Origin of the sequence: Thiothrix unzii, from assembly GCF_017901175.1 — a bacterium.
In the GTDB taxonomy this organism is placed as follows: Bacteria; Pseudomonadota; Gammaproteobacteria; order Thiotrichales; family Thiotrichaceae; genus Thiothrix; species Thiothrix unzii.
In genome coordinates, this window is record NZ_CP072793.1 from 1,357,404 (window position 1) to 1,377,337 (window position 19,934).

16 protein-coding genes are annotated in these 19,934 nt (G+C 53.9%); 5 read left to right on the forward strand and 11 right to left on the reverse strand.

Going from position 1 to position 19,934, the window contains the following annotated elements:
- Positions 1-10: 10 nt before the first annotated feature.
- A complete protein-coding gene (locus J9260_RS06940; RefSeq protein ID WP_210220292.1) occupies positions 11-562 on the reverse strand; it encodes a DUF1269 domain-containing protein in 552 nt (183 codons plus the stop codon).
- Between the two features lie 179 nt (positions 563-741).
- On the opposite strand from J9260_RS06940, the gene J9260_RS06945 reads away from it, so the two are divergent.
- The 4 genes from J9260_RS06945 to J9260_RS06960 are packed head-to-tail and all read left to right on the forward strand — an operon-like array spanning position 742 to position 3,032.
- Positions 742-1,308 carry a hypothetical protein gene (locus J9260_RS06945; RefSeq protein WP_210220293.1) on the forward strand — a complete coding sequence of 189 codons (567 nt, stop codon included), beginning with the start codon at positions 742-744 and terminating at the stop codon, positions 1,306-1,308.
- Positions 1,309-1,367: 59 nt separating this feature from the next.
- Positions 1,368-1,808 carry a host attachment protein gene (locus J9260_RS06950; RefSeq protein ID WP_210220294.1) on the forward strand — a complete coding sequence of 147 codons (441 nt, stop codon included), beginning with the start codon at positions 1,368-1,370 and terminating at the stop codon, positions 1,806-1,808.
- Between the two features lie 21 nt (positions 1,809-1,829).
- Positions 1,830-2,714 carry a DnaJ C-terminal domain-containing protein gene (locus tag J9260_RS06955; RefSeq protein ID WP_210220295.1) on the forward strand — a complete coding sequence of 295 codons (885 nt, stop codon included), beginning with the start codon at positions 1,830-1,832 and terminating at the stop codon, positions 2,712-2,714.
- A 3-nt stretch (positions 2,715-2,717) separates the two neighbouring features.
- On the forward strand, positions 2,718-3,032 hold the full coding sequence (locus J9260_RS06960) for a chaperone modulator CbpM (RefSeq protein WP_246499675.1): 315 nt from the start codon (positions 2,718-2,720) through the stop codon (positions 3,030-3,032).
- Here the strand turns inward: J9260_RS06960 and J9260_RS06965 are convergent.
- The 6 genes from J9260_RS06965 to J9260_RS06990 all read right to left on the reverse strand — a co-directional run bounded on the left by J9260_RS06965 (position 2,998) and on the right by J9260_RS06990 (position 9,850).
- On the reverse strand, positions 2,998-5,508 hold the full coding sequence (locus tag J9260_RS06965) for a cation-translocating P-type ATPase (RefSeq protein WP_210220296.1): 2,511 nt from the start codon (positions 5,506-5,508) through the stop codon (positions 2,998-3,000). The two genes, J9260_RS06960 and J9260_RS06965, sit on opposite strands and share 35 nt — an antisense overlap.
- Positions 5,505-6,224 (reverse strand): ABC transporter ATP-binding protein, encoded by a 720-nt coding sequence (locus tag J9260_RS06970; protein WP_210220297.1) that lies wholly within the window; start codon positions 6,222-6,224, stop codon positions 5,505-5,507. Before J9260_RS06970 ends, J9260_RS06965 begins: the two co-directional genes overlap by 4 nt.
- A complete protein-coding gene (locus J9260_RS06975) occupies positions 6,217-7,446 on the reverse strand; it encodes an ABC transporter permease (RefSeq protein ID WP_210220298.1) in 1,230 nt (409 codons plus the stop codon). Before J9260_RS06975 ends, J9260_RS06970 begins: the two co-directional genes overlap by 8 nt.
- Positions 7,443-8,672, reverse strand: a complete 1,230-nt coding sequence (locus J9260_RS06980) for an efflux RND transporter periplasmic adaptor subunit (RefSeq protein ID WP_210220299.1) — start codon at positions 8,670-8,672, stop codon at positions 7,443-7,445. Before J9260_RS06980 ends, J9260_RS06975 begins: the two co-directional genes overlap by 4 nt.
- The gene (locus J9260_RS06985) at positions 8,653-9,489 is read right to left on the reverse strand and encodes a transglutaminase-like domain-containing protein (RefSeq protein ID WP_210220300.1); all 837 of its coding nucleotides are present in this window, start codon (positions 9,487-9,489) and stop codon (positions 8,653-8,655) included. Before J9260_RS06985 ends, J9260_RS06980 begins: the two co-directional genes overlap by 20 nt.
- Before the next feature lie 148 nt (positions 9,490-9,637).
- Entirely contained in the window at positions 9,638-9,850 is a 213-nt protein-coding gene (locus tag J9260_RS06990; protein WP_210220301.1) for a glycine zipper 2TM domain-containing protein, read from the reverse strand.
- An 89-nt stretch (positions 9,851-9,939) separates the two neighbouring features.
- Here J9260_RS06990 and J9260_RS06995 point away from each other — a divergent pair, with 89 nt between their 5' ends.
- Positions 9,940-10,104 carry a hypothetical protein gene (locus tag J9260_RS06995; protein ID WP_210220302.1) on the forward strand — a complete coding sequence of 55 codons (165 nt, stop codon included), beginning with the start codon at positions 9,940-9,942 and terminating at the stop codon, positions 10,102-10,104.
- A gap of 84 nt (positions 10,105-10,188) precedes the next feature.
- Here J9260_RS06995 and J9260_RS07000 read toward each other — a convergent pair whose 3' ends face one another.
- The 4 genes from J9260_RS07000 to J9260_RS07015 all read right to left on the reverse strand — a co-directional run bounded on the left by J9260_RS07000 (position 10,189) and on the right by J9260_RS07015 (position 19,905).
- Positions 10,189-10,509: a hypothetical protein gene (locus tag J9260_RS07000; protein ID WP_210220303.1), complete on the reverse strand. Its 321-nt coding sequence runs from the start codon at positions 10,507-10,509 to the stop codon at positions 10,189-10,191.
- 17 nt (positions 10,510-10,526) lie between these two features.
- Positions 10,527-10,751, reverse strand: coding sequence for a CsbD family protein (locus J9260_RS07005; protein ID WP_210220304.1), 225 nt, complete (start codon positions 10,749-10,751; stop codon positions 10,527-10,529).
- Between the two features lie 143 nt (positions 10,752-10,894).
- The gene (locus J9260_RS07010) at positions 10,895-11,185 is read right to left on the reverse strand and encodes a sll1863 family stress response protein (protein WP_210220305.1); all 291 of its coding nucleotides are present in this window, start codon (positions 11,183-11,185) and stop codon (positions 10,895-10,897) included.
- A 134-nt stretch (positions 11,186-11,319) separates the two neighbouring features.
- Positions 11,320-19,905 carry a glycoside hydrolase family 94 protein gene (locus J9260_RS07015; protein WP_210220306.1) on the reverse strand — a complete coding sequence of 2,862 codons (8,586 nt, stop codon included), beginning with the start codon at positions 19,903-19,905 and terminating at the stop codon, positions 11,320-11,322.
- Between the last annotated feature and the right edge of the window lie 29 nt (positions 19,906-19,934).

The window sequence follows — 19,934 nt, forward strand, 5'->3', positions numbered from 1 at the left end:
CGGCTTCTCCTTAATTGGTAACTGGTACGAGGGATGTGCTGATCACATCTGTGTGTACGTTGGCTTCGTCGGCTTTGTTTTCCAGCAAAATGTCCTTAGCCCTTTCGATTTCCTGCTCAGTCCCGTTGACGATGAGGAGAAACTTGTCAGCTTTGAGCGCGGTTTCGTATTGGACAATGCTGTTTTGGGGAATCCCGATACTCGCTAGTGCGCCACCGAGTGCGGTGATGCCTCCGGCGACGAAAGCCGTTTCCAACGCGCCAATGATCCAACTTACCAGTGGGCCACCGACCATGACCGCACCCAGCCCCGGAATAATGAAGAAAGCCGAGCCGAATAAAAGCCCCCACAGCCAGCCCCAAAATAAGCCAAATTTCCCCCATGATGCCATGCGGTCGCCCGTGTTGTAGTAACCGATGACGCTTTCTTCGGTGTGATAACCTTTACCAATAACCGACAGTTTTTGCATATTGTAACCCGCGCTTTGTAGTTCTTTGACTGCATTTTCAGCGTCATGATGGCTGCTAAAAAGCCCAACGGCTGAATGGTGTTTGTCTTTCATAATAGTTCTCTATGATTTTAAGTAAGGCATGAAATTATTTTCGTAATGAAAAAATATATTCAATTTTATTAGGCTCTCTATTTGCTTGTGTTGCAAGCTTCTGTCACTATGAATATGAATTAAGCCTGTTTTTGAAATTGAAATTTTCTAAAGTGGGATAATCCTAAAAGGAAAAAATCATGGACACTGCGATTAATGAACCGCATATATCACCACCTGCGGCAACAGCGGGCGCAACCTTCAAACACGTACTGAAAGTTGATGCTGCCTTATTTGTTGGAATCACGTTTTTTGCCATGCTAGGCATTGGCATTACTAACTATCGGGTCGATAGTGCTTACAGCTACTGGAGTTATATGCTGGTTGTACTGGCGGTAGTGACCACCGCTTGGGGAAGCTGGCGTGCCCAAAAGCTGGGGTTGCGCGAAGGCGGTAAGCTATTGTATCAACAGATTATTTTGTGGGGAGCGGCGTTGGTTTCCGTGGCGGTGATTTACCGATTGCTTGAGGCGGGGCGTATCAATGTGGATACGACCGGCTTGCTAGTGTTACTGATGCTAACTTTTGCTACCTTTGTTGATGGGATGCTAGTGTCTTGGAAGCTGTATGTGGTGAGTGCGCTATTATTGTTGACGCTGTTAATGGCTGCTTATGTTGGTCAATTTCTGTGGATTATTTTATTAGCCGCTGTTGTATTAATCGCACTGGTTTTGATTTTTGTGGTATGGAAAATACGGTCTTATTGAAATGAACTATACTTTTAGTATGGGGTTCGTCATATTTAACAACAAAAGGAGTTAATATTATGACAATTTGGATTGTTGTTGCTAATTCAACACTGGCTCGTTTTTTTAGTGCATCGCCATTAAATGCTAATGCCGTGCTTATTGAGTTGGAAGATAAGGTTCATCCCAGCTCCCGTTTGCATGGGCGTGATTTGGAAACCGATTCACCGTCGCGTGTCTTTGATTCGCAGGGATCTGGTCGCCATGCGGTAGAGCCACCCACCGATATAAAAGAGCAGCAAGCCGAAGCGTTTGCGCTTGAATTGAGCAACTATCTGGAAGAAATGCGCAGTGCCAACCGTTATGACAAGTTGTATGTCATGGCTTCACCGCACTTCTTGGGTTTATTGCGTGGGCATTTCAGGCAAGGGGTGACGGATTTGCTGGCTGAAACCGTGGATAAAGACCTGACTCGCCATTCGGTAGAAGAAATCCGCGCCCATCTGCCTGATTTTATGTAATGAAATGCAGGGGGGAATACGATGGAATACAAGGATTATTACCAAGTTCTGGGTTTGACCAAAGCAGCCACGCAGGATGATATTAAGCGTGTCTACCGCAAACTGGCGCGTAAATACCACCCCGACATTAGCAAGGAAGCCAATGCCGAGGAGCAGTTTAAGGAAGTTGGCGAAGCCTACGAAGTCCTGAAAGACCCGGAAAAACGCGCTGCCTATGACCAGTTGGGCGAAGACTTGAAAGCCCAGCGTGATTTTCGTCCGCCGCCGAATGGTGCTGCGGGAACGGGGCAGTCAGCCGAATTCGATGATTTCCTCGCCAATCTGTTTGGGCAACGTGGGCGTGGTAGTGCAGGGCGAACGCAAGCCATGCAGGGTGAAGACAGTCACTTCAAGGTGTCGATTGATCTGGAAGAAACTTATCAGGGGGCGACGCGCAGCTTGAATTTGCGTGCTTTTCAACAAGAACGCACCCTCAATGTCAAAATCCCCAAAGGGGTCAGGCAAGGCCAGCACATTCGTTTGCAAGGGCAGGGCAACCCCGGCATTAACGGTGGTGCGGCGGGCGATTTGTATTTGGAAATTGCTTTCAACCCGCATCCGCTATACCGCGTTGAAGAGCTTGATGTTTATCTGGAATTGCCGATTGCCCCGTGGGAAGCTGCGTTGGGCGGTAGCGTTCCAGTGCCTACCCCGGATGGCGCAGTGGATATGAAAATTCCCGCAGGTTCTTCGAGTGGACGCAAGTTACGCTTGAAAGGGCGCGGTATTCCGGCACATTCACCCGGCGATTTTTACGTCACTTTGAAAGTCGTTATGCCGACCACTTTCAGCGATAAAGCCAAAGCCCTGTACGCTGAATTGGCGTTGGAACAACCTTTTAATCCGCGTGCCGGGATGGGAGTGTAAGTCATGAAAATCATGCAACAAGATGAAACTGTCGTGGGTATTCTGGATGAAGACGTGCGCTTTTCTTTGGAAGAATTGTGCCGCTCTTGCTTTTTACCCGCCGAACAACTGCTGGAAATGGTCGACGAGGGCATTATTGAACCCATCGACTACCAGCAAACCACCACCAGTTGGCAGTTTGCAGGCAATAGCGTGGTACGGGTGCGTACCGTGATCCGGCTTCAGCGCGATTTAGGTGTCAATCTGGCAGGCGCGGCTTTGGCGGTGGACTTGCTGGATGAAATTAAAGTTTTGCGAAATCATCCGCCCCGTGGCTAGTCTTGCCACTGACCCAGCGCAAAACTTCCAGACTCACACCAATCCCCAGCACCAAAGCGATGCCCGCCACCAGTTGGGGAATATCCATGACGCTAAATCCCATAACGTCGCGCAGCACGGGTACGCTAAATACCACAACAAGCAGCAAGATGACCGCCCCAAACATCCGCCAAATCCACGGATTACTTGCCGTCAATCCATGCAGCAGCGTCCGCGCCGCATCACGATTGGCAAGGATGAGCAGGCACAAACCCAGCACCAAGCCCATGAACATGGCTCCGCGTATTTCATCCGCCTGAAAGCTTTGCCCATCCAGCAGCCAATACCCCAACAGCAACACTTCCGCTACCGCAATGCCTTGTAGCAACGGGTAAAGCAGAGCACTAAACGCAAACGGCGAATCCGTTAGTTTACGCGGCGGGCGCGTCATGATGTCGCTGGCTTCCGGTTCAGCCTCGAACACAATCGAACAGGCGGGGTCGATCAGCAATTCCAGCAACACAATATGCACGGGCAGCAACAGCACCGGCCAATGCAACAATGCCGGAATCAGTGCCAACACAATAATCGGCATGTGTACCGCGAAGGTGAATGCGGTGGCCTTGGTAATATTGTCGTAAATGCGTCGCCCTTGCCGAATCGCCGCGACAATGCTGGCAAAGCTGTCATCCAGCAGCACCAGCGCAGCGGCTTCGCGGGCAACATCCGTGCCGCGTTCGCCCATGGCAATGCCAATATTGGCAGCTTTGAGGGCGGGCGCATCGTTGACCCCATCGCCGGTCATGGCGACCACTTCACCGTTTTGTTGCAGTATCTGCACCAAGCGCAGTTTTTGTTCGGGTTGCAAGCGGGTGAACATATCCACTTGCTGCAACTGCTCGTGCAATTCAGCATCGCTGAGTGCCGCCACTTCCGCGCCCGTCATCACTGCTGTGCGGGTGCTCAGGTTGACCTGTTGCGCAATCGCCCGTGCGGTGGCGGGGTGATCGCCCGTCATCATAATAATGCGCACCCCAGCGGCACGGCATTCGGCAATAGCAGCGGGTACTTCCGGTCGAGGCGGGTCAACAAACCCTACTAATCCCAGAAACGTAAAGCTGAAATCGTGCTGGCTGGGCGGCAATTCCTTGCTTTGCCATTGACCTTTGGCAACGCCCAATACGCGCAAGCCACGCTCTGCCATGCTCAGCACTTGCTGGTGGATAATGTCGCGTTCAGCAGCGGGTAAATGGCACAAATCCGCCACCGCTTCGGGCGCACCTTTGCACGCCAGCAAATGCGTGTTGGGGTCATTGCTGGAAAATACCTGCGTCATTGCCAGGATTTCCGCCGACAAATCGTACTGAAATTCGGGGGCTTGTGAATGCCAATGCTCCGTGTCCTTCAACCACTGTTGCGCAAAGGTCTGAATGGCTTTTTCCATTGGGTCGAAAGGGTCGAGCGGCGTGGCTAACAGGGTGAATTCGGCAAGTTCGTGGAAGGTTTCCGGCAGGGCGTTTGCGCCTTCATTGCGGAAAGTTGCACCCACCGCCACCAGTTCTTCCATTTTCATGCGGTTTTGGGTGAGCGTGCCGGTTTTGTCCACTGCCAGCACCGTGATTGCGCCCAAGGCTTCGACCGCTGACACGCGCCGCGTCAAGACCTTTTGCTTGGAAATGCGCCATGCACCCAAGGCCAGAAACACGGTCAGGATGACGGGGATTTCTTCCGGCAAAATCGCCATTGCCAGCGCAATGCCCGACAATAAACTGTCCAGAAACGCTCGTCCGTCCCACAGCCAACCCAGTAATACTAGCAGTGTGGCGAAGGTCAAACCCACGATGGTTAGGACGATAATCAGTTTGCGCGAGGCTTGTTGCAGACCGGAGGGGGCTTCCTGCGTCGAGGCCAAGGCTTGCCCGATGCGCCCGACAGCGGTATTCACACCGATGGTGCTGACTTCCGCCAGACCCACGCCTTTGGTGACGACGGTACTGGCATACAGAGCGGTCGAAGGTGATTTATTGACCGGCACAGCTTCGCCCGTGAGCAAGGATTCATCCACGCTCAATTGCCCATCCAACAGCAAGGCATCGGCGGGAATGCGGTCGCCTTCGTGCAATACCAGTACATCGCCGCGTACCACTTCGCGCCCCGGAATGCGTATTTCCTGCCCGTCACGTACCACCAAGGCACGCGGCGCGGACAGGTCGCGCAAGGATTCCAGCGCACGTTGCGTTTTGCGTTCTTGCGCCAAAGTAATGCCGATCACGACGAAGACGAAACCGAGCAAGAATGAGGCTTCGGCACGATCCCCCAAGGCGAGGTAGATGCCGCCCGCACCCAACAGCATCAGGAACATGGGTTCGGTAAACACGCTCAAGGCGATGGCAAACAGGGATTTGGGGATACTGCCGGGGAGCATGTTTTCGCCGTCGGCTGCCAAACGGCGGGCGGCTTCGGCTTGGGTAAGACCAGTGTGGGTGGTTTTCATCATGGGGGAGACACTCGGTTGGCTTTATCAGAATCAATGCGCCCGTCCACCAGTTCAATAATGCGGTCGCAACGTTGCGCCAAGCGCGGGTCGTGGGTGACGATTAAAAAACTGGTGTCGCTGGCTTCATTCACGCGGCGCAGCAAATCAAATACATTGTCGGCAGCTTTGGTATCGAGGTTGCCCGTCGGCTCGTCCGCCAGCACCAGCGCGGGTTGCATCACTAAAGCGCGGGCAATGGCAACGCGCTGTTGTTGACCACCGGATAAATCATTGCTCATGTGTTTGCCCACGTCGGTCAGCCCCACTTGCTCAATCAATTCGGCAGCACGTAAACGCATCGCCTCATCCGGGCGACCCCGTGCCGCCAGCAACGGCAACATCACGTTTTCCAATGCGGTAAATTCGGGCAACAGATTGTGGAACTGGAACACAAAGCCGATAGCTTTGGCACGTAACAGCGTCAGTTCCCGATCCTGCAATTGCGTCGTCGGTTGCCCCGTAATCAACAATTCACCCACTGTCGGTTTGTCGAGCAAGCCAATCAGGTTCAGCAAGGTACTTTTGCCCGACCCAGAAGGCCCAATCAGTGCCACAAATTCGCCGCGTTCAATGGTTAAATCCAGCCCGTGCAGCACTTCAGTTTCCGCAGGCAAACCGATATTGTAGGCTTTGTGGATGCCCTTGAGTTGCAGCGTAATGGCGTTAAAGTCAGCCACGAATCGCCACCGCTGGGTCAAGCCGCGCCGCTTGCAGGGCAGGGAACAAGGCGGCGAGTATCCCCACCAGTGTTGCACCCACGGTTGCATACACAAACAGCATCGGGTCAAACGTAATCGGGAAAAGCTGCGTGCCATCCGCATTAATGGCGATATTGCGCCACGCGATTAAAAACAGCCAACCGACGAACGCACCCAACAGCGAACCGATCAAACCCGTCAACGCGCCTTGCAGCAAAAACAGCCGCAGAATCTGTTGCCGCGATGTACCCGTCGCCCGCAAGATGCCAATTGCTTTGGATTTTTGCACCACCGACACCACCAAGACGCTGGCAATGCCCAAGGCAGCAGTCAGCCCCACGAAAAAACGGATCACGGTGTTGGACATGGATTGTGCTTCCAACGCGCTAAAGAATTGCGCATTTGTGGCAATCCAACTATCCACTTTCAAGCCCGTTTGCGCCTGAATGGTTTGCGCCACGGTTTCGGCAGTAAATGGCTCGTCCAGATTCACTTCGACGCTGGTGACACCGCCCGCCAAATCGAGTAGGCTTTGCGCGGTGCGTAACGCGATATACACCGAGCGCGAATTCATCCCGCTATTGCCGTAATCAAAAATGCCGCGAATGCTCAAGGTTGCCGTGCCGCCGGACGCGGTTTGCAAATTGAGTTTATCGCCCGTCCACACGCCTAAATCTTTCGCCAAATCCAAGCCGACCAGCATGTCCGTGCCAGTAATATTGGCTGTGCCTGCGATGATTTTGCTATTGAGGGCGATGAGTTGCAGGTAGGTTTCTGGTTCGATGCCGGTTAAGCCGACGGCTTTGTTAGCTTCGCCGCGCACGATAAAACCCGCACCCGCTACCACTGGCGCGGCCACGCTAACCCCATCCATTTTGGCCACTTGCGCGAGGACGGTTTGCCATTGATCGACCGACTGCAAGCGTTGCGCTCGTGGTTGTACTAGCGTGGCAAGCATCGCCCCATCTCCGGCCTGATGCAGTGGGCGAGATATTTCTTTGGGGGGCAGAATAATGATTTGCGCTTGAAAATCCAACGTGCGTTTGAATAAATTGGTTTGCAGCCCGCTGATCAGGGCGGAAATAAACACAATCACTGACACACCGAGTGCGACACCTGCCATGATCAGCAAGGTTTGCATCCGTGCTTGGTGCATGAAGCGAATCGCTAAAATCCATTCAAAGGGGAAGGCTGAATTCATGGCGGCAATGTCACCCGCACGCGCTGGTCGGCTTTGATCAGGGCGAGGTTTGCCAGAATCACCGCTTCACCGGCGGTCAGACCGCTTAACACCTCCACGTTTTCGTCGCCGCGCAAACCGAGGGTGACGGTTTGTTTCACCGTGCGATCATCGCGCACTACCAGCACCCACGGCGCATCGCTGCTGGGTTCGTGTAATGCACCCGTGGGGATTACCAGCGCATCCGGCTTTTTGGCAGTTTCTATATCGACCGAAATGGTCATGTCTTGGCGCAAATACGCTGGCGGCTCTTTGACGCGCAATTTCACCTCCACCGCGCCGCGTGTGGCATCCACGCCGGGGTTGATGTAGGCGACTTCGGCATTAAAACGCTGTTGAGGGAAAGCATCGGCGGAACTCAGCGCGACTTGTCCGACGGCGAGTTTGGCGAGGTTTTTTTCGTCGATTTGCACTTCGATTTGGGTTTCGCCTTGCGCTGCCAACACCATGAGGGCTTTGCCAGCGGTGGCAATATCGCCCGGTTCAATGCTGCGGCTGATCAGTGTGCCGTCGGCAGGGGCGAGGATGGCGGTTTGCGCCAACTTGACCTGTGCGAGTTGCAAAGAGGCGCGGGCTTGGTTCAGGGCGGTGGTGACAAGGAGTGCGTCGCTGCCTTTGGGTTGGTTGCTCTGCACTTGTAATGTCGCCGCTTCCAGCTTGCTGTTGGCAACATCCAGATTACGTTGGGCGGTGTCCAGTTCGGTTTTGCTAATGTATTTTTGGTTGTTGAGCGAACGGATGCGGGTGAGTTGCTGACCGGTTTGTTCGACATCGGCTTGGGCTTGGCGCAGTGCTTCTTGCGCGGTGGGCAACCCGACTTCGCGTTGTTGGCGCAGTTTGGCTTCGGCGAGTGCTACAGCGGTGGTGGCTTGGGCGAGGCTGGCACGGTCGGTGCTGTCTGCAAGCTGGATTAACAAATCGTCGCGTTTGACTTGCTGGCCTTCCTTCACTGGAACTTTGTTAACCCGTCCGGTGATTTCCGCCGCGACGGAGACACGTTGAGGCCAAGTGATGCGCCCGCTGGCAACCACGGTTTGGCGTAATTCGCCCTGAACGACGGCGTGGGCTTCAACGGGTGTGCCGAAAAGCAGATTGCGTGCGAAATAGCCGCTGATGAGTAGCGTAAGAACGATCGCAATGGCAGGGCGATAAAAGCGTTTTAATGTGTTAAGGAATGCAGCGGACATTAGGTGATTTATCCATGACGGTATTTGCTTGTTCTTTGAGAAGCTGCACGCAAACGGTCTGAGCAGTGGGGTGTACCGCCGGGCCAAACTGGTTGTAAACCGCGACATCTGCCGCATCCCGCCCATAGCCCAGCACCACATAACCGCCGTTGAGTTCGGCTTGCGTGGCATCAAACGTGTACCAGCGTCCGCCGACATAGGCTTCAAACCAAGCGTGCAAATCCATCGGGTCGAGTTGGTAGAGATAGCCCACCACCATGCGTGCGGGAATGCTTAAGCTGCGGCACAAGGCAATGCCAAGGTGCGCAAAATCACGGCATACGCCCGATTGCTTGATATTTACTTCGATTGCCGATACCGGAACGTTGCTGCTGCCCGGTGCAAAACAAATATTGGCGCGTAACCAAGCCACAATCGCTGCGACTTGAGCGTAACCCGCTGGTTGCCCTGCGGTAATCTCGGTTGCCATTTGACCAAAGCGGTCGGATTCGCAGTAACGGCTGGGCAATAAGTAACTGAGTTCCACGTCGGGCAGGTTTTGCACCTCAACAAATGGTGCTTCCGGTGCTTGGTCCACATGGTCTGCGGTTACAACTTCGGCGGAGGTGTACACGGTGAAAATTCCCCGTGGAGCCACCAGCCGCTGACAAAGGTTGCCATAGTTATCAGTGAATTCACACACGGTTACACTGGGCACGAGGCGATATTCCTCGCGGGTGATCCACTGCTGCGCCCCACTGCGCGGGCGCAACATCAACACAAACGGCGTAGGCGCAGGAATCTCGAACGCTAAATCACAGCTCGTATATAAGCGCATACTGGTTACTCAGGTACATCCACGCAGGAAATACAGTGCCAGCAAGATCGGAATCGGGATTCCCACCAGCCAAAGCAATATCCAGCCTATTTTGCCTTTTTCTTTGCTACGCATAGCACACTTCTCCTTGCTTCAACCGTCATAGGGTTTAGCGCACGCTGTGACCGATAACGCCGCCAACTGCTGCACCACCGATGGTTCCGGCGGTTGATCCACCACTCACGACGCTCCCGGCAACAGCACCAACACCCGCGCCAACGGCAGTATTTTTCTCACGGGTTGTCATCCCGGAACACGCTGTCAAACTCAATAAAACAGCAAGCGTCACTACACTGGTAGTTAATTTATATAACGTTTTCATTTCAAATACCTCATGCCCATTAATAGGGTGAACGATAAAACATATTATTCATTTCGCACTGATATTATTTCAGGCGATAGGTAACACCCATGAATAATGATTTGTCGACTTTATCATTGCCATTATTGGCAATATCATCATCGACTTTAGATAAAGCTAATACAGTATCAAATGCCAATTTATTACTAATAAATCCGACATTCGGTTTCTCTGGCAATAATATTAGCGACTTGGTTGTATTCCGCTTTGGTTAAAGTGCCGGTTAAACGCTTTTTATTCGGTTAACGCTTCTACCAAATGGATTGCTTGTGCCATATCACGGAAAATTCCGTAGGGTCTTATTTTTTCAAGGCTTCTTCTTTCAATGCTTGTTCTCTTTTCAGCGCGTCCGCAGCTTCCTGCTTTTCTTTCGCTGCTTTGGCTGCAACACTTTCTGCTGCGTTTTCGACAGCATTAGCCGTTGCCGCTTTGGCTTTTTCAGCTTGCTCTTTCATGGCATCAGCCGCTTCACTGGCTTTTTCTTGGGTTGCTTCTACTGCATCTTTGGCTTTTTCATTAGCGTTATGCGCAGCATCCATTGCTTTCTTTTCTGTGCTGCTGTCACAGCCAAATAAAGTGGCTGCGATTAACAGGGAAAATAAAATAGGGGTAATTTTCATAAAAACTCCGGTATGTGTTAAAGGTTGGTTTCTAGCTTCATGCCTTCGGCATCTATTTTTAAACCAGTAACGGCAGCTTCAGCTTCTTCAAGGCTTAGGTCATAATGTTCTTGCAATTTACCTACAAGAACTTCAATTTTGCCGCCGATTTCTAGTAAATCATCGTCAGTCAACTTGCCAAATTGCTCACGCATTTTGCCTTTGACTTGATGCCAGTTAGCGGATAGGTAGTTTGTGTCCATGAGGTTTATTCTCTAAAGCGCGTATTGACTTTATTGAAGGGAATTTAAAAGAAGGCAGCTCACTAATGCGAAGGTAGCTAATGAACTGCCTTAAGATGCTAGTGTGTTAGCAAAACTGATTGAACAGAGAGAGTGGAGAAAAATCAGGCTTTGAATTTGGCAGTAGCATCTTTAACGGAATCACTCAATGAATGCCATGCATTTTCCACACCATCCTTCAAGTTTTCCCATGCGCCATCACTGGCTTCGCCAAATTCTTTTAATTTCGCTTTAGTCGCATCGAACTTTTCTCCCATGTCATGGACGTGTTCGTTATAGCTAATGCGAGTATCGGCTGAAGCTACTTTAGCACGAGCTTGAAACTCGGCTAATTTAGCTTGCGCCAAAGCTAATTCGGCTTCAATTTTTTGTTTGTAATCTTCTTTGGTATTCATAATATATCTCCTTTATTTGTGGTGAAGGGAATTTCTTCTAAAAATTCTATATCTCCATTAGGCTCTTTATTTTCTAATATAGCAAGGTGAATCGTAAAAATAAAATCCTGCTTTATTATTTAAATCTATTATTCTTAATAATTTGAGGTTATTTTAAGCTCAACATAATGCTCAATACAGTCATTCTTCAAAGGAATAATACAGTTAGATTGATTAATGCCGTCTAATGTCACGGAATTGTCACATTCCTGCGCGTTTAATTGCGTAATCACAATATGGTAAAGCGTTTCCCGATAACGATACAGCATTTTGAAGTTTACCCACTCTGGCGGTAAACACGGTTCAAAGCGCAAACTATCACCTTCGCGCCGCAATCCCAGCAACGATTCGGTAATGAGCCGGTACATCCAGCTTGCCGAGCCGGTATACCAGGTCCAGCCGCCGCGTCCGGTATGCGGAGCCACGGCGTAGACGTCGGCGGCAATCACATACGGTTCGACCTTGTACGTTGCCACGGCTTGCGGTGAGTTGGCGTGGTTGATCGGGTTAATCATCCCCAGCAATTCCCACGCCCGTTCGCTGTCGCCCAAACGGGCAAACGCCATCGCTGCCCAAATTGCTGCATGGGTGTATTGCCCACCGTTTTCGCGCACCCCCGGCACATAGCCACGGATATAACCGGGGTTCAAGGCGGAGGTATTGAACGGCGGATCTAACAATTGCACCAGCGCGTGATCGCGGCGCACCAGATGCTGATTCAGCGATTGCATCGCCTGTGCGGTGCGTTCGGGCGCACCCACGCCAGAGAGTACCGACCAGCTTTGCGCAATCGAATCAATCTGGCATTCAGGGTTGCTGCTCGAACCCAGCGGCGTGCCGTCATCGAAGTAAGCGCGGCGATACCACGCGCCATCCCAGCCGTGGCGTTCGAGATTCTGGTGCAATTGGTAACGTTCCTGCTGGCAACGTTCGGCGAAGGGGATGTCATTGCGTTGCTTTGCCAATTCGGCAAATTGCCCCAACACTTCGCAGAGGAAAAAGCCCAGCCAGATGCTTTCGCCCTTGCCTTCGATGCCGACCAGATTCATGCCGTCATTCCAGTCGCCTGAACCCATCAGCGGCAAACCGTGTTCGCCAAAGCGCAAGCCGTGCAAAATGGCGCGGACGCAATGCTGGTACAGGCTGGCAGCTTCAGTGGAATGCCCCGGCAAGTCGTAGTACGAATCTTCCCCGGCATTCACCGCCCGCCCGCTCAGGAAACCGCGTTGCTCATCCAGCACCGAATAGTCGCCCGTGGTCAGGATGTAACGGCATGTCACCAGCGGCAACCACAAATAATCATCGGAACATTGCGTGCGCACCCCCCGGTCGGATGGTGGATGCCACCAGTGTTGCACATCGCCTTCTGCAAACTGATGCCCCGCACACAGCAGCAAATGTTCGCGGACTTTGTGCGGTTCGGCATGAACCAACGCCATCACATCCTGCAATTGGTCGCGGAAACCGAACGCGCCGCCGGACTGGTAATAACCGCTGCGTCCCCACAAGCGGCAACCCAGGGTTTGGTACAACAGCCAGCCATTGGCGAGCATGTTCACCGCAGGATCAGGCGTTTCCACCTGCACCGTGCTCAAGGTTTGCACCCAATAATTTTGTACCTGTTTGAGTGCGTCGAGTGTTGCCGCTATGCCACGGAAACGCTGCACCAAGGTTTGCGCATCGTGCATATCGCGCCCCGTACCCAGCTTGAAAACGATTTCGCGCTCGCGTCCCGCCGCCAATTCAAACGACACCTGGATAGCCGCACAAGGGTCAAGTGCTGCGCCGACCTTGCCGGACAGGTATGCGCGTTGCAGTGCCGCCGGATCACGCAACGAACCATTGCGGCCAATGAATTCGGCACGGTCGCCCGTGACAGTGCGGTTGTTATCATCCACCGCGAAGAACGCTACCCGTTCCGCAAACTCCATGCTGTAAGGGTTGCGGGCGAATAGTGCGCCTTGTGGGGCAGTGTATTCGGTAATCACATGTGGGGCGGATTTCGGGGTTAAATCGCCCAGCACCCATTCCACGTAACCTGTGGCGGAAAGCTGGCGGGTGCGCCCAGACGCATTGCGCACTTTCAGCACCGAGAATTTGACCGACGCATCCAGTGCCACAAATACCGTGAGTTCCGAGTAAATGCCGTTTTCATTGTGTTCAAACACGCTGTAGCCGAAACCGTGGCGGCTGATGTACGCACCCGTTCCCGGACACGGCAATGGTGTAGGCGACCAGAACTCGCCGCTGTCTTCGTCGCGCAAATACAGGGCTTCGCCGCTTAAATCGCTGACCGGATCGTTATGCCACGGGGTCAGGCGGTATTCGTGGGCATTTTCGCCCCAGGTATAGGCTTGCCCACTTTCGGATATGACCGTACCAAAATGAGGATTGACCAGCACATTAACCCACGGCGCAGGCGTGGTCTGGTCGGTGGTCGGGGTAATCACGTATTCGCGCCCGTCAGCCGTAAACCCGCCCAAGCCGTTGAACAGGATCAGGTCGTCACGCGGCAATAAACTGCCCACGGTTGCTGGGGCAGGGAAGGGATAGCGGCTGGGTTTGAAAGGCGGGACACGTACATCCAGCAAGCCGCGCCGATTCACTTGATCGGTCAGCGAACCTTTGCTGTCGGTGATAATGACGCGGGCTACGGACTGGATCAGGATGCGGTCTTCGCTGGAAATCTGGTCGGCATGGCGTACAAAAATACCACCGGGGCGGTCGATGACGTGCGCTTCCACGCCCCACGCAATCAGCCCCATGATTTGTTCTTGCAGCAATTGGCGGTAGCCTTCGCGGTCTTCGTTCCAGATCACCAGATCGACCGTCAAGCCTTTCAAACGCCAGTAGGCATGGGCTTTGACCATTTGGCGCACCAGTTCGATATTGTCCACATCCTTGATTTGTAACAGCACAATCGGTAAATCGCCGGAAATGGCGTGCGCCCACAAGCCGGATTGCCCGCGATGATTGCTGATCAGGGTGCTGGCATCCGCCCGCAGCAAAGCGTGGGAATAGATCACCGAATTGGCAAGTCGCCCGTAGAGTTGCGCTTCGGCTTCGCTGGCATTGAGCTGGCGTAACACCACCTGGCTGTGCGTCCAGGCCAGATCGAATACGCGGTCAGCGAGGCGGCGGTCACGGTATTTTTCCACCAATTGCAGGCTGGCTTCACGGGTATCGGCAATGCCGATGACCATATCGAGCGTCACCGAGGCTTCGGGTTCGAGGGTAATGCGGTGGCGGATGGCAACGATGGGGTCAAGCACTGCGCCGACGCTGTTGGACAGGTGATCGGCGGCAGTCATGGCGTGCGGCGCAACCAGCGTATTGCCGCGCCCAATGAATTGCGCCCGGTCGGTTTCATACGAAATGCCGCTGGAATCGCCTTCATGCACCGCCATCAAATGGAACAACCACGGGCTGTGTTCATCGAGTGCGCGGGGGCGACGGGTACACAGGATAGCTTGCAATGGTTCAACGATTTCGGTTTGCACAAACAGCTTGCTGAACGCCGGGTGCAGGGTATCGGAGGCAGGCGATGCCAATACCACTTCGGTGTAGCTGGTGACTTCGATGGTGCGGCGTAGCGGTGAGTCGTTGGTGATGCGCACGCGACGCAAGCCAATATCATCTTCTGGCGACACCACGATGTCGATGTGCGTATCGAAATCGTGGTCACGGCGGCGGAATTCAGCACGCCCTTCCGAGAAAATGGCTTCGTAATGGTCTGCCGGAGCAAGTGTTGGTTGATGCGCGGTTGACCAGAATTCGCCACTCGCCACGTCGCGGATGTAACAGAACGTACCCCAATGGTCGCGGGTACTGTCTTCGCGCCAGCGTGTGACTGCCAAATCCTTGTAACGGCTGTAACCCCCCCCGGCATTCGTTACCATGACGTGGTAACGCCCGTTGGATAACAATTGCACTTCGGGAATCAGCGTATTCGGATTTTTGAGGACGCGGATCGGGATTTGCGGTTCGCTGGAAGCCAGCAATACTTCTGCCACTTCCGCCGCTTGCGTGTAGAACGCGGTGGCTTTAGGAATGCGTTCTTGCAGCAATAACAGCGTCGCCTGAAATTGTGGGTTGGCAGCAAAACGCCGTTGCATCGGGCGATCCAGCAGCAAATACGCCAGTGACAGCAAACTCATGCCCTGATGGTGTGCCATGAATGACTGGATGACGACCCGCGCTTCCCCGCGCCGTTGCCGTGACGGGGTGTAATCGACCGCCTCGTAAAAGCCAAACTTGCCCACCACACCATCAGCGGCGAGGCGTTGCAGGTTTTGGCAGGCGGCTTCGGGGTCAACCATCAGTGCCAACGCTGAAGCATACGGGGCAATCACCAAATCTTCCGCCAGCCCGCGTTTCAGCCCCAAACCCGGCACGCCAAACGCACGGTATTGATAATTGAGATGCACATCGACGGTGTTATAGCCCGATTCCGAGGTACCCCACGGCACATTGCGCTGTTTGCCATAAGCAATCTGGCGTTGCACCACCGCATGGTAGGTCTGGTCTATCAGGGTACTGGTATACGTTGGCATCACCAAAAGCGGCATCAGGTATTCAAACATCGAGCCGCTCCACGACAGCAGCGTTGGCTCGCCATCGGTGGTAATCAGCAGCCTGCCTAAGGCAAACCAGCTTTCTTGCGGCACTTGTTCCTGCGCAATCGTCACGAAACTGCACAGCCGCGCTTCGGAAGCCAGCAAATCGTAGTAACTGGCATCGAGGTGACGTTCGGTCACGTTGTAGCCGATAGCAAACAAGCGGCGCGGCTTGTCGTAGAGGAAATCGTATTGCATACACGCGAGTTCGCTCGCTTGCAACGCCAGTTGTTCGAGCGCTGTGATCCGTTCTTGCGCCCGCTTACTGCTTGCCGGAATCAACAACAATTCCCGCAAGGTCGGGATTCCCTCAAGTTCATCACCCACACCATCCGGCACCAGCAAGCGCAACTCATCCAGATGCGCCCGACACTGCCCCGCGAAGGTTCTCCCCCAATCTTCTGTAGGAGCTTGCCTTGCAAGCGATTCCCCGCCATCAGCCAGTGCCGCCAGATGTTCAAGGCAATGTTTTGCTGCTGCAAGCGTCACAGGACGATCGTTAATCACAGCATCCAGCGCCGTTTGCAACGGAATCAATTGATGCGGTGTCATCCCCGGTGTGTTTTCCAGCAATACTCCAAAGGTATCCACCAAGCCTTCCAGCCAACGTGCCGTCAAAATCGGCTGATCCGGCAATGCCAGCAGCCCCGGCTGCAAGGTCAGTAAATGCCCACCCAGATTGCCGCTATCCACCGTAGACACATACATCGGCAACAAGGGTTGCAACGATTGCGTGTCATACCAGTTATAAAAATGCCCGTGGTAACGTTCCAGCCGTTCCATCGTGCGCAAGGTATTCGCAGTACGCTCAATCAGCCCGCCCAGCGGCAAGTAACCAAAATCGTAAGCTGACAAATTCGCCAGTAATGCCATGCCCATATTGGTCGGCGAAGTACGATGCGCCACGCCGACATCACGGTAGACCTGATAATTATCGGGTGGTAGCCAGTTATCTTGCACCCCTACCAAATTCTCGAAATATGCCCATGTCCTGCGGGCAGTCTTGCGCAAAAACATGGTCTGGTCTGGTGTTAGCTTGCTGGTACGCCGCGCCAGTGGCTCACTCATCCACCAAATAATGGCAGGCGCTAACCACCAGAGCAGCAGGATAGGGGCTGCGATCAGCAAGGCTTCAGGGCGCACCAGCATCAGATACAACCCTGTGACCACGGCAATGACCGGCGCAATCCACATCGCCCGGTAAGCGGCAGCAAGGGTGGTGCTGTCGCGGTTGGCTTCGCTCGACGGATTCCATTCCAGCAGCCGTTGCTTGGATACCGCCATCCGCCAGACCGTGCGGATAATTGCATCCAGACTGAAATAGGCTTCGTAAGGCAAGCAAATCAGGGTCAATGCCGCTTGAGCAAAATGCCCTTCCGCCGCCCGCATTTCCGCCGCCAGATGTTGGCGCAGCAGCAAATCGGCAGGCTTGCGCACCAGACTCAACAAGGACGCACTGACCGACGGAATCAGCAAAATCGCCAACACTGCCAGCGTCCAGAAACCAGCCATTGGCAATACCGTCCAACCCAGCAACAATAGCAGCGTCAAAGCCGCAGCAGTGAGGCTGCGCCGCAGGTTGTCGAATACTTTCCAGCGCGACAGCCATGACAGCGGGTTTTTCTGGCGTTCTTTCCCAGCTCCCGGCACGGAGGGTAACAACCAGCCCAGCAATTGCCAGTCGCCGCGAATCCAGCGATGCCGCCGACTGACATCCGCGCTGTAACGCACAGGGTATTCTTCATACAACTGCACATCACTGAGCAGCCCCGCCCGTGCATAACAGCCTTCCAGCAAATCATGGCTGAGGATGCAGTTTTCCGGCAAACGCTCACCCAAGGCTTGCTCAAACGCATCCACGTCGTAGATGCCTTTGCCGATGAACGAGCCTTCGTTGAACACATCCTGATACACATCGGAAACGGCGCGGGTGTAAGGGTCGATGCCTGATTCGCCACCATACAAGCGTGCATAGCGCGACAGGTTCGGCGCGGAAAGGCTGACGCTGACGCGGGGTTGCAAGATGCCGTAACCTTGCGTAACCCGCTGCTTGGCAGGGTCGTAAACCGCGTGGTTGAGCGGATGCGCCAACGTGCCGACGAACTGGCGGGCAGCGTCACGTGGAAGCTGGGTATCAGTGTCCAACGTAATCACGTATTTCACCTCGGCAAGCGGCGTGATGTCGCCCACGATCAGCGCGAAAGCGTCCTTTGCACCACCGCGTAGCAGCGCATTCAAATCCGCCAGCTTGCCGCGCTTGCGTTCGTAGCCCATCCACACTTGTGCTTGCGGATTCCAGCGGCGCGGACGGTGAAACAGGAAGAAAATGTCACCCGATTCGCCCGGATATTTGGTGTTCAGGTGGTCGATGCCTGCGTGTGCCAGCAGCAATAGCGCGTCATCCCCCGGCTGCGTTTCTAGCGGTGCATCCAAGAAGTCGGTTAATAAGCCGAAATGCAAGTGTGCATCCCGATTGGCGAGAAAACGGACTTCCAGTGCCTCCATCATGCTCTCAATGCCGGGGGCGTTGCTGAGCATGGTCGGTACGATGACCAAGGTGCGTGAAGGCGCGGGAATGCCTTCAGAAAAATCCATGCGCGGCAAGGCATACGGCGTATTCAATAAGGTTGCCAGCCAATTCACCAGCGCCACCGACAAATAGCTTGTGCCCACTACGAACAGAATGCCCAGCAATGCCAGCCCCCAGCCTTGCAAGCCTTCAGCATGGGCTTGCAACAATAAGCCGCCGGTAAACAGCAAAGTTAGTAACGTAATACCGCCCACAAAGGAGAGCAGGGGTAAGCTGCACACCAACCGATGCGCTCGCGTGAGCAGGGGCAGTCGCACTTGCGCCGCTTGTTCGAGTTGCGGCAAGCCTGCATCAATTAGGTAAAAGCCAACGTGTGCGGTGCGGTCGTCACTGTCATGCTGTTCCGCACCTACCAGTGCCAGTTGTACCGCTAATTGCGCGACTTCGCCTTCGGAATAACGGGTGTATTTGGCAATTTTTTCTACGACGTGGCGGTAACGGTCGCGGGTAGCGAAAGTCATCTCGCCGTATGCACCCGCAGGATCGTCGATTAGGGCTTGTTCGACCACGCTCATGTTTTCGACGAATTCTTCCCAATCCATCGAGCCAAGGAAGCGCAGGCTGCCGATGCTATTACCAATGGAGACTTGATCAGCGGCTTGTTGCTGGCTTTCGATCTGCACCAACTGTTCGATGGTCAGGTTTGATTCCGCCAGCAATTGCTCAATCCAACTCAATGGTAAGCCCAGTGCGGCACTCTGCCATTGCAGGCGGCGCACCAGTTCTGCCACAAACGGCGTGGTCATCGGCGGGTTGGAACGTGCCATGTCGGCAATGACCAGAATCAGGCTTTTGGGGTCTTGTTCAGCCGCCGCGACCATCCGGTTTGCCCACGTATCGGCAAGGTCTTGGTCAATTTTGTCGGTGGTAATGCGTGCCGCAATCCGCCGCAGGTTTTCGATCAATGCCAAGCGCAACATGATGGGGATTGCCCACAACTCTCCCAGTTTGAGTGGCGTGACGGTCTGGTAAGCGGTGACGAAACGGCTGAGGCTGTCGGGGTCAACGCGCCCATCACCGTGCGCAATGTTTTCCAGCGCAATGTCATACACACGCGGCAATCCGGCGGATGCGCCATCTGACAAACGCGGCAATTCGCGGCTGTATCCTTGAGGTAAGTGGCGTTTGGCGGTACGAATTTGCTCATCAATCAGGTAGAAATTATCCAACAACCATTCGCCTGCCGGGGTGAGACGGTGGTTGGAACTGACCGTGGCGGTTAATACGCGGGCGCATTCCACCAGTACGGCTTCGTTGTCGGAAAGGCGGTCGAGAAGTTGGTCTTGCACAGCTTGGCGTGTGAGTTGGTGGGAGTCGGCTAACGTTCTGCCGTGGCGTTCCATTTGATCGGCACTGAACAGTTCGGCGCGTAAGGGTTGGGTTTCTTTGGTGTGATCCCGTACCTCATTGACTCGGAAAGACTGTGCCCCCCATTGACGAACATGGTTTAACAGGGTTTTGCGGTGTGCTTTCATGAGGGGAGAACTCTTATTTTGAATAGGCT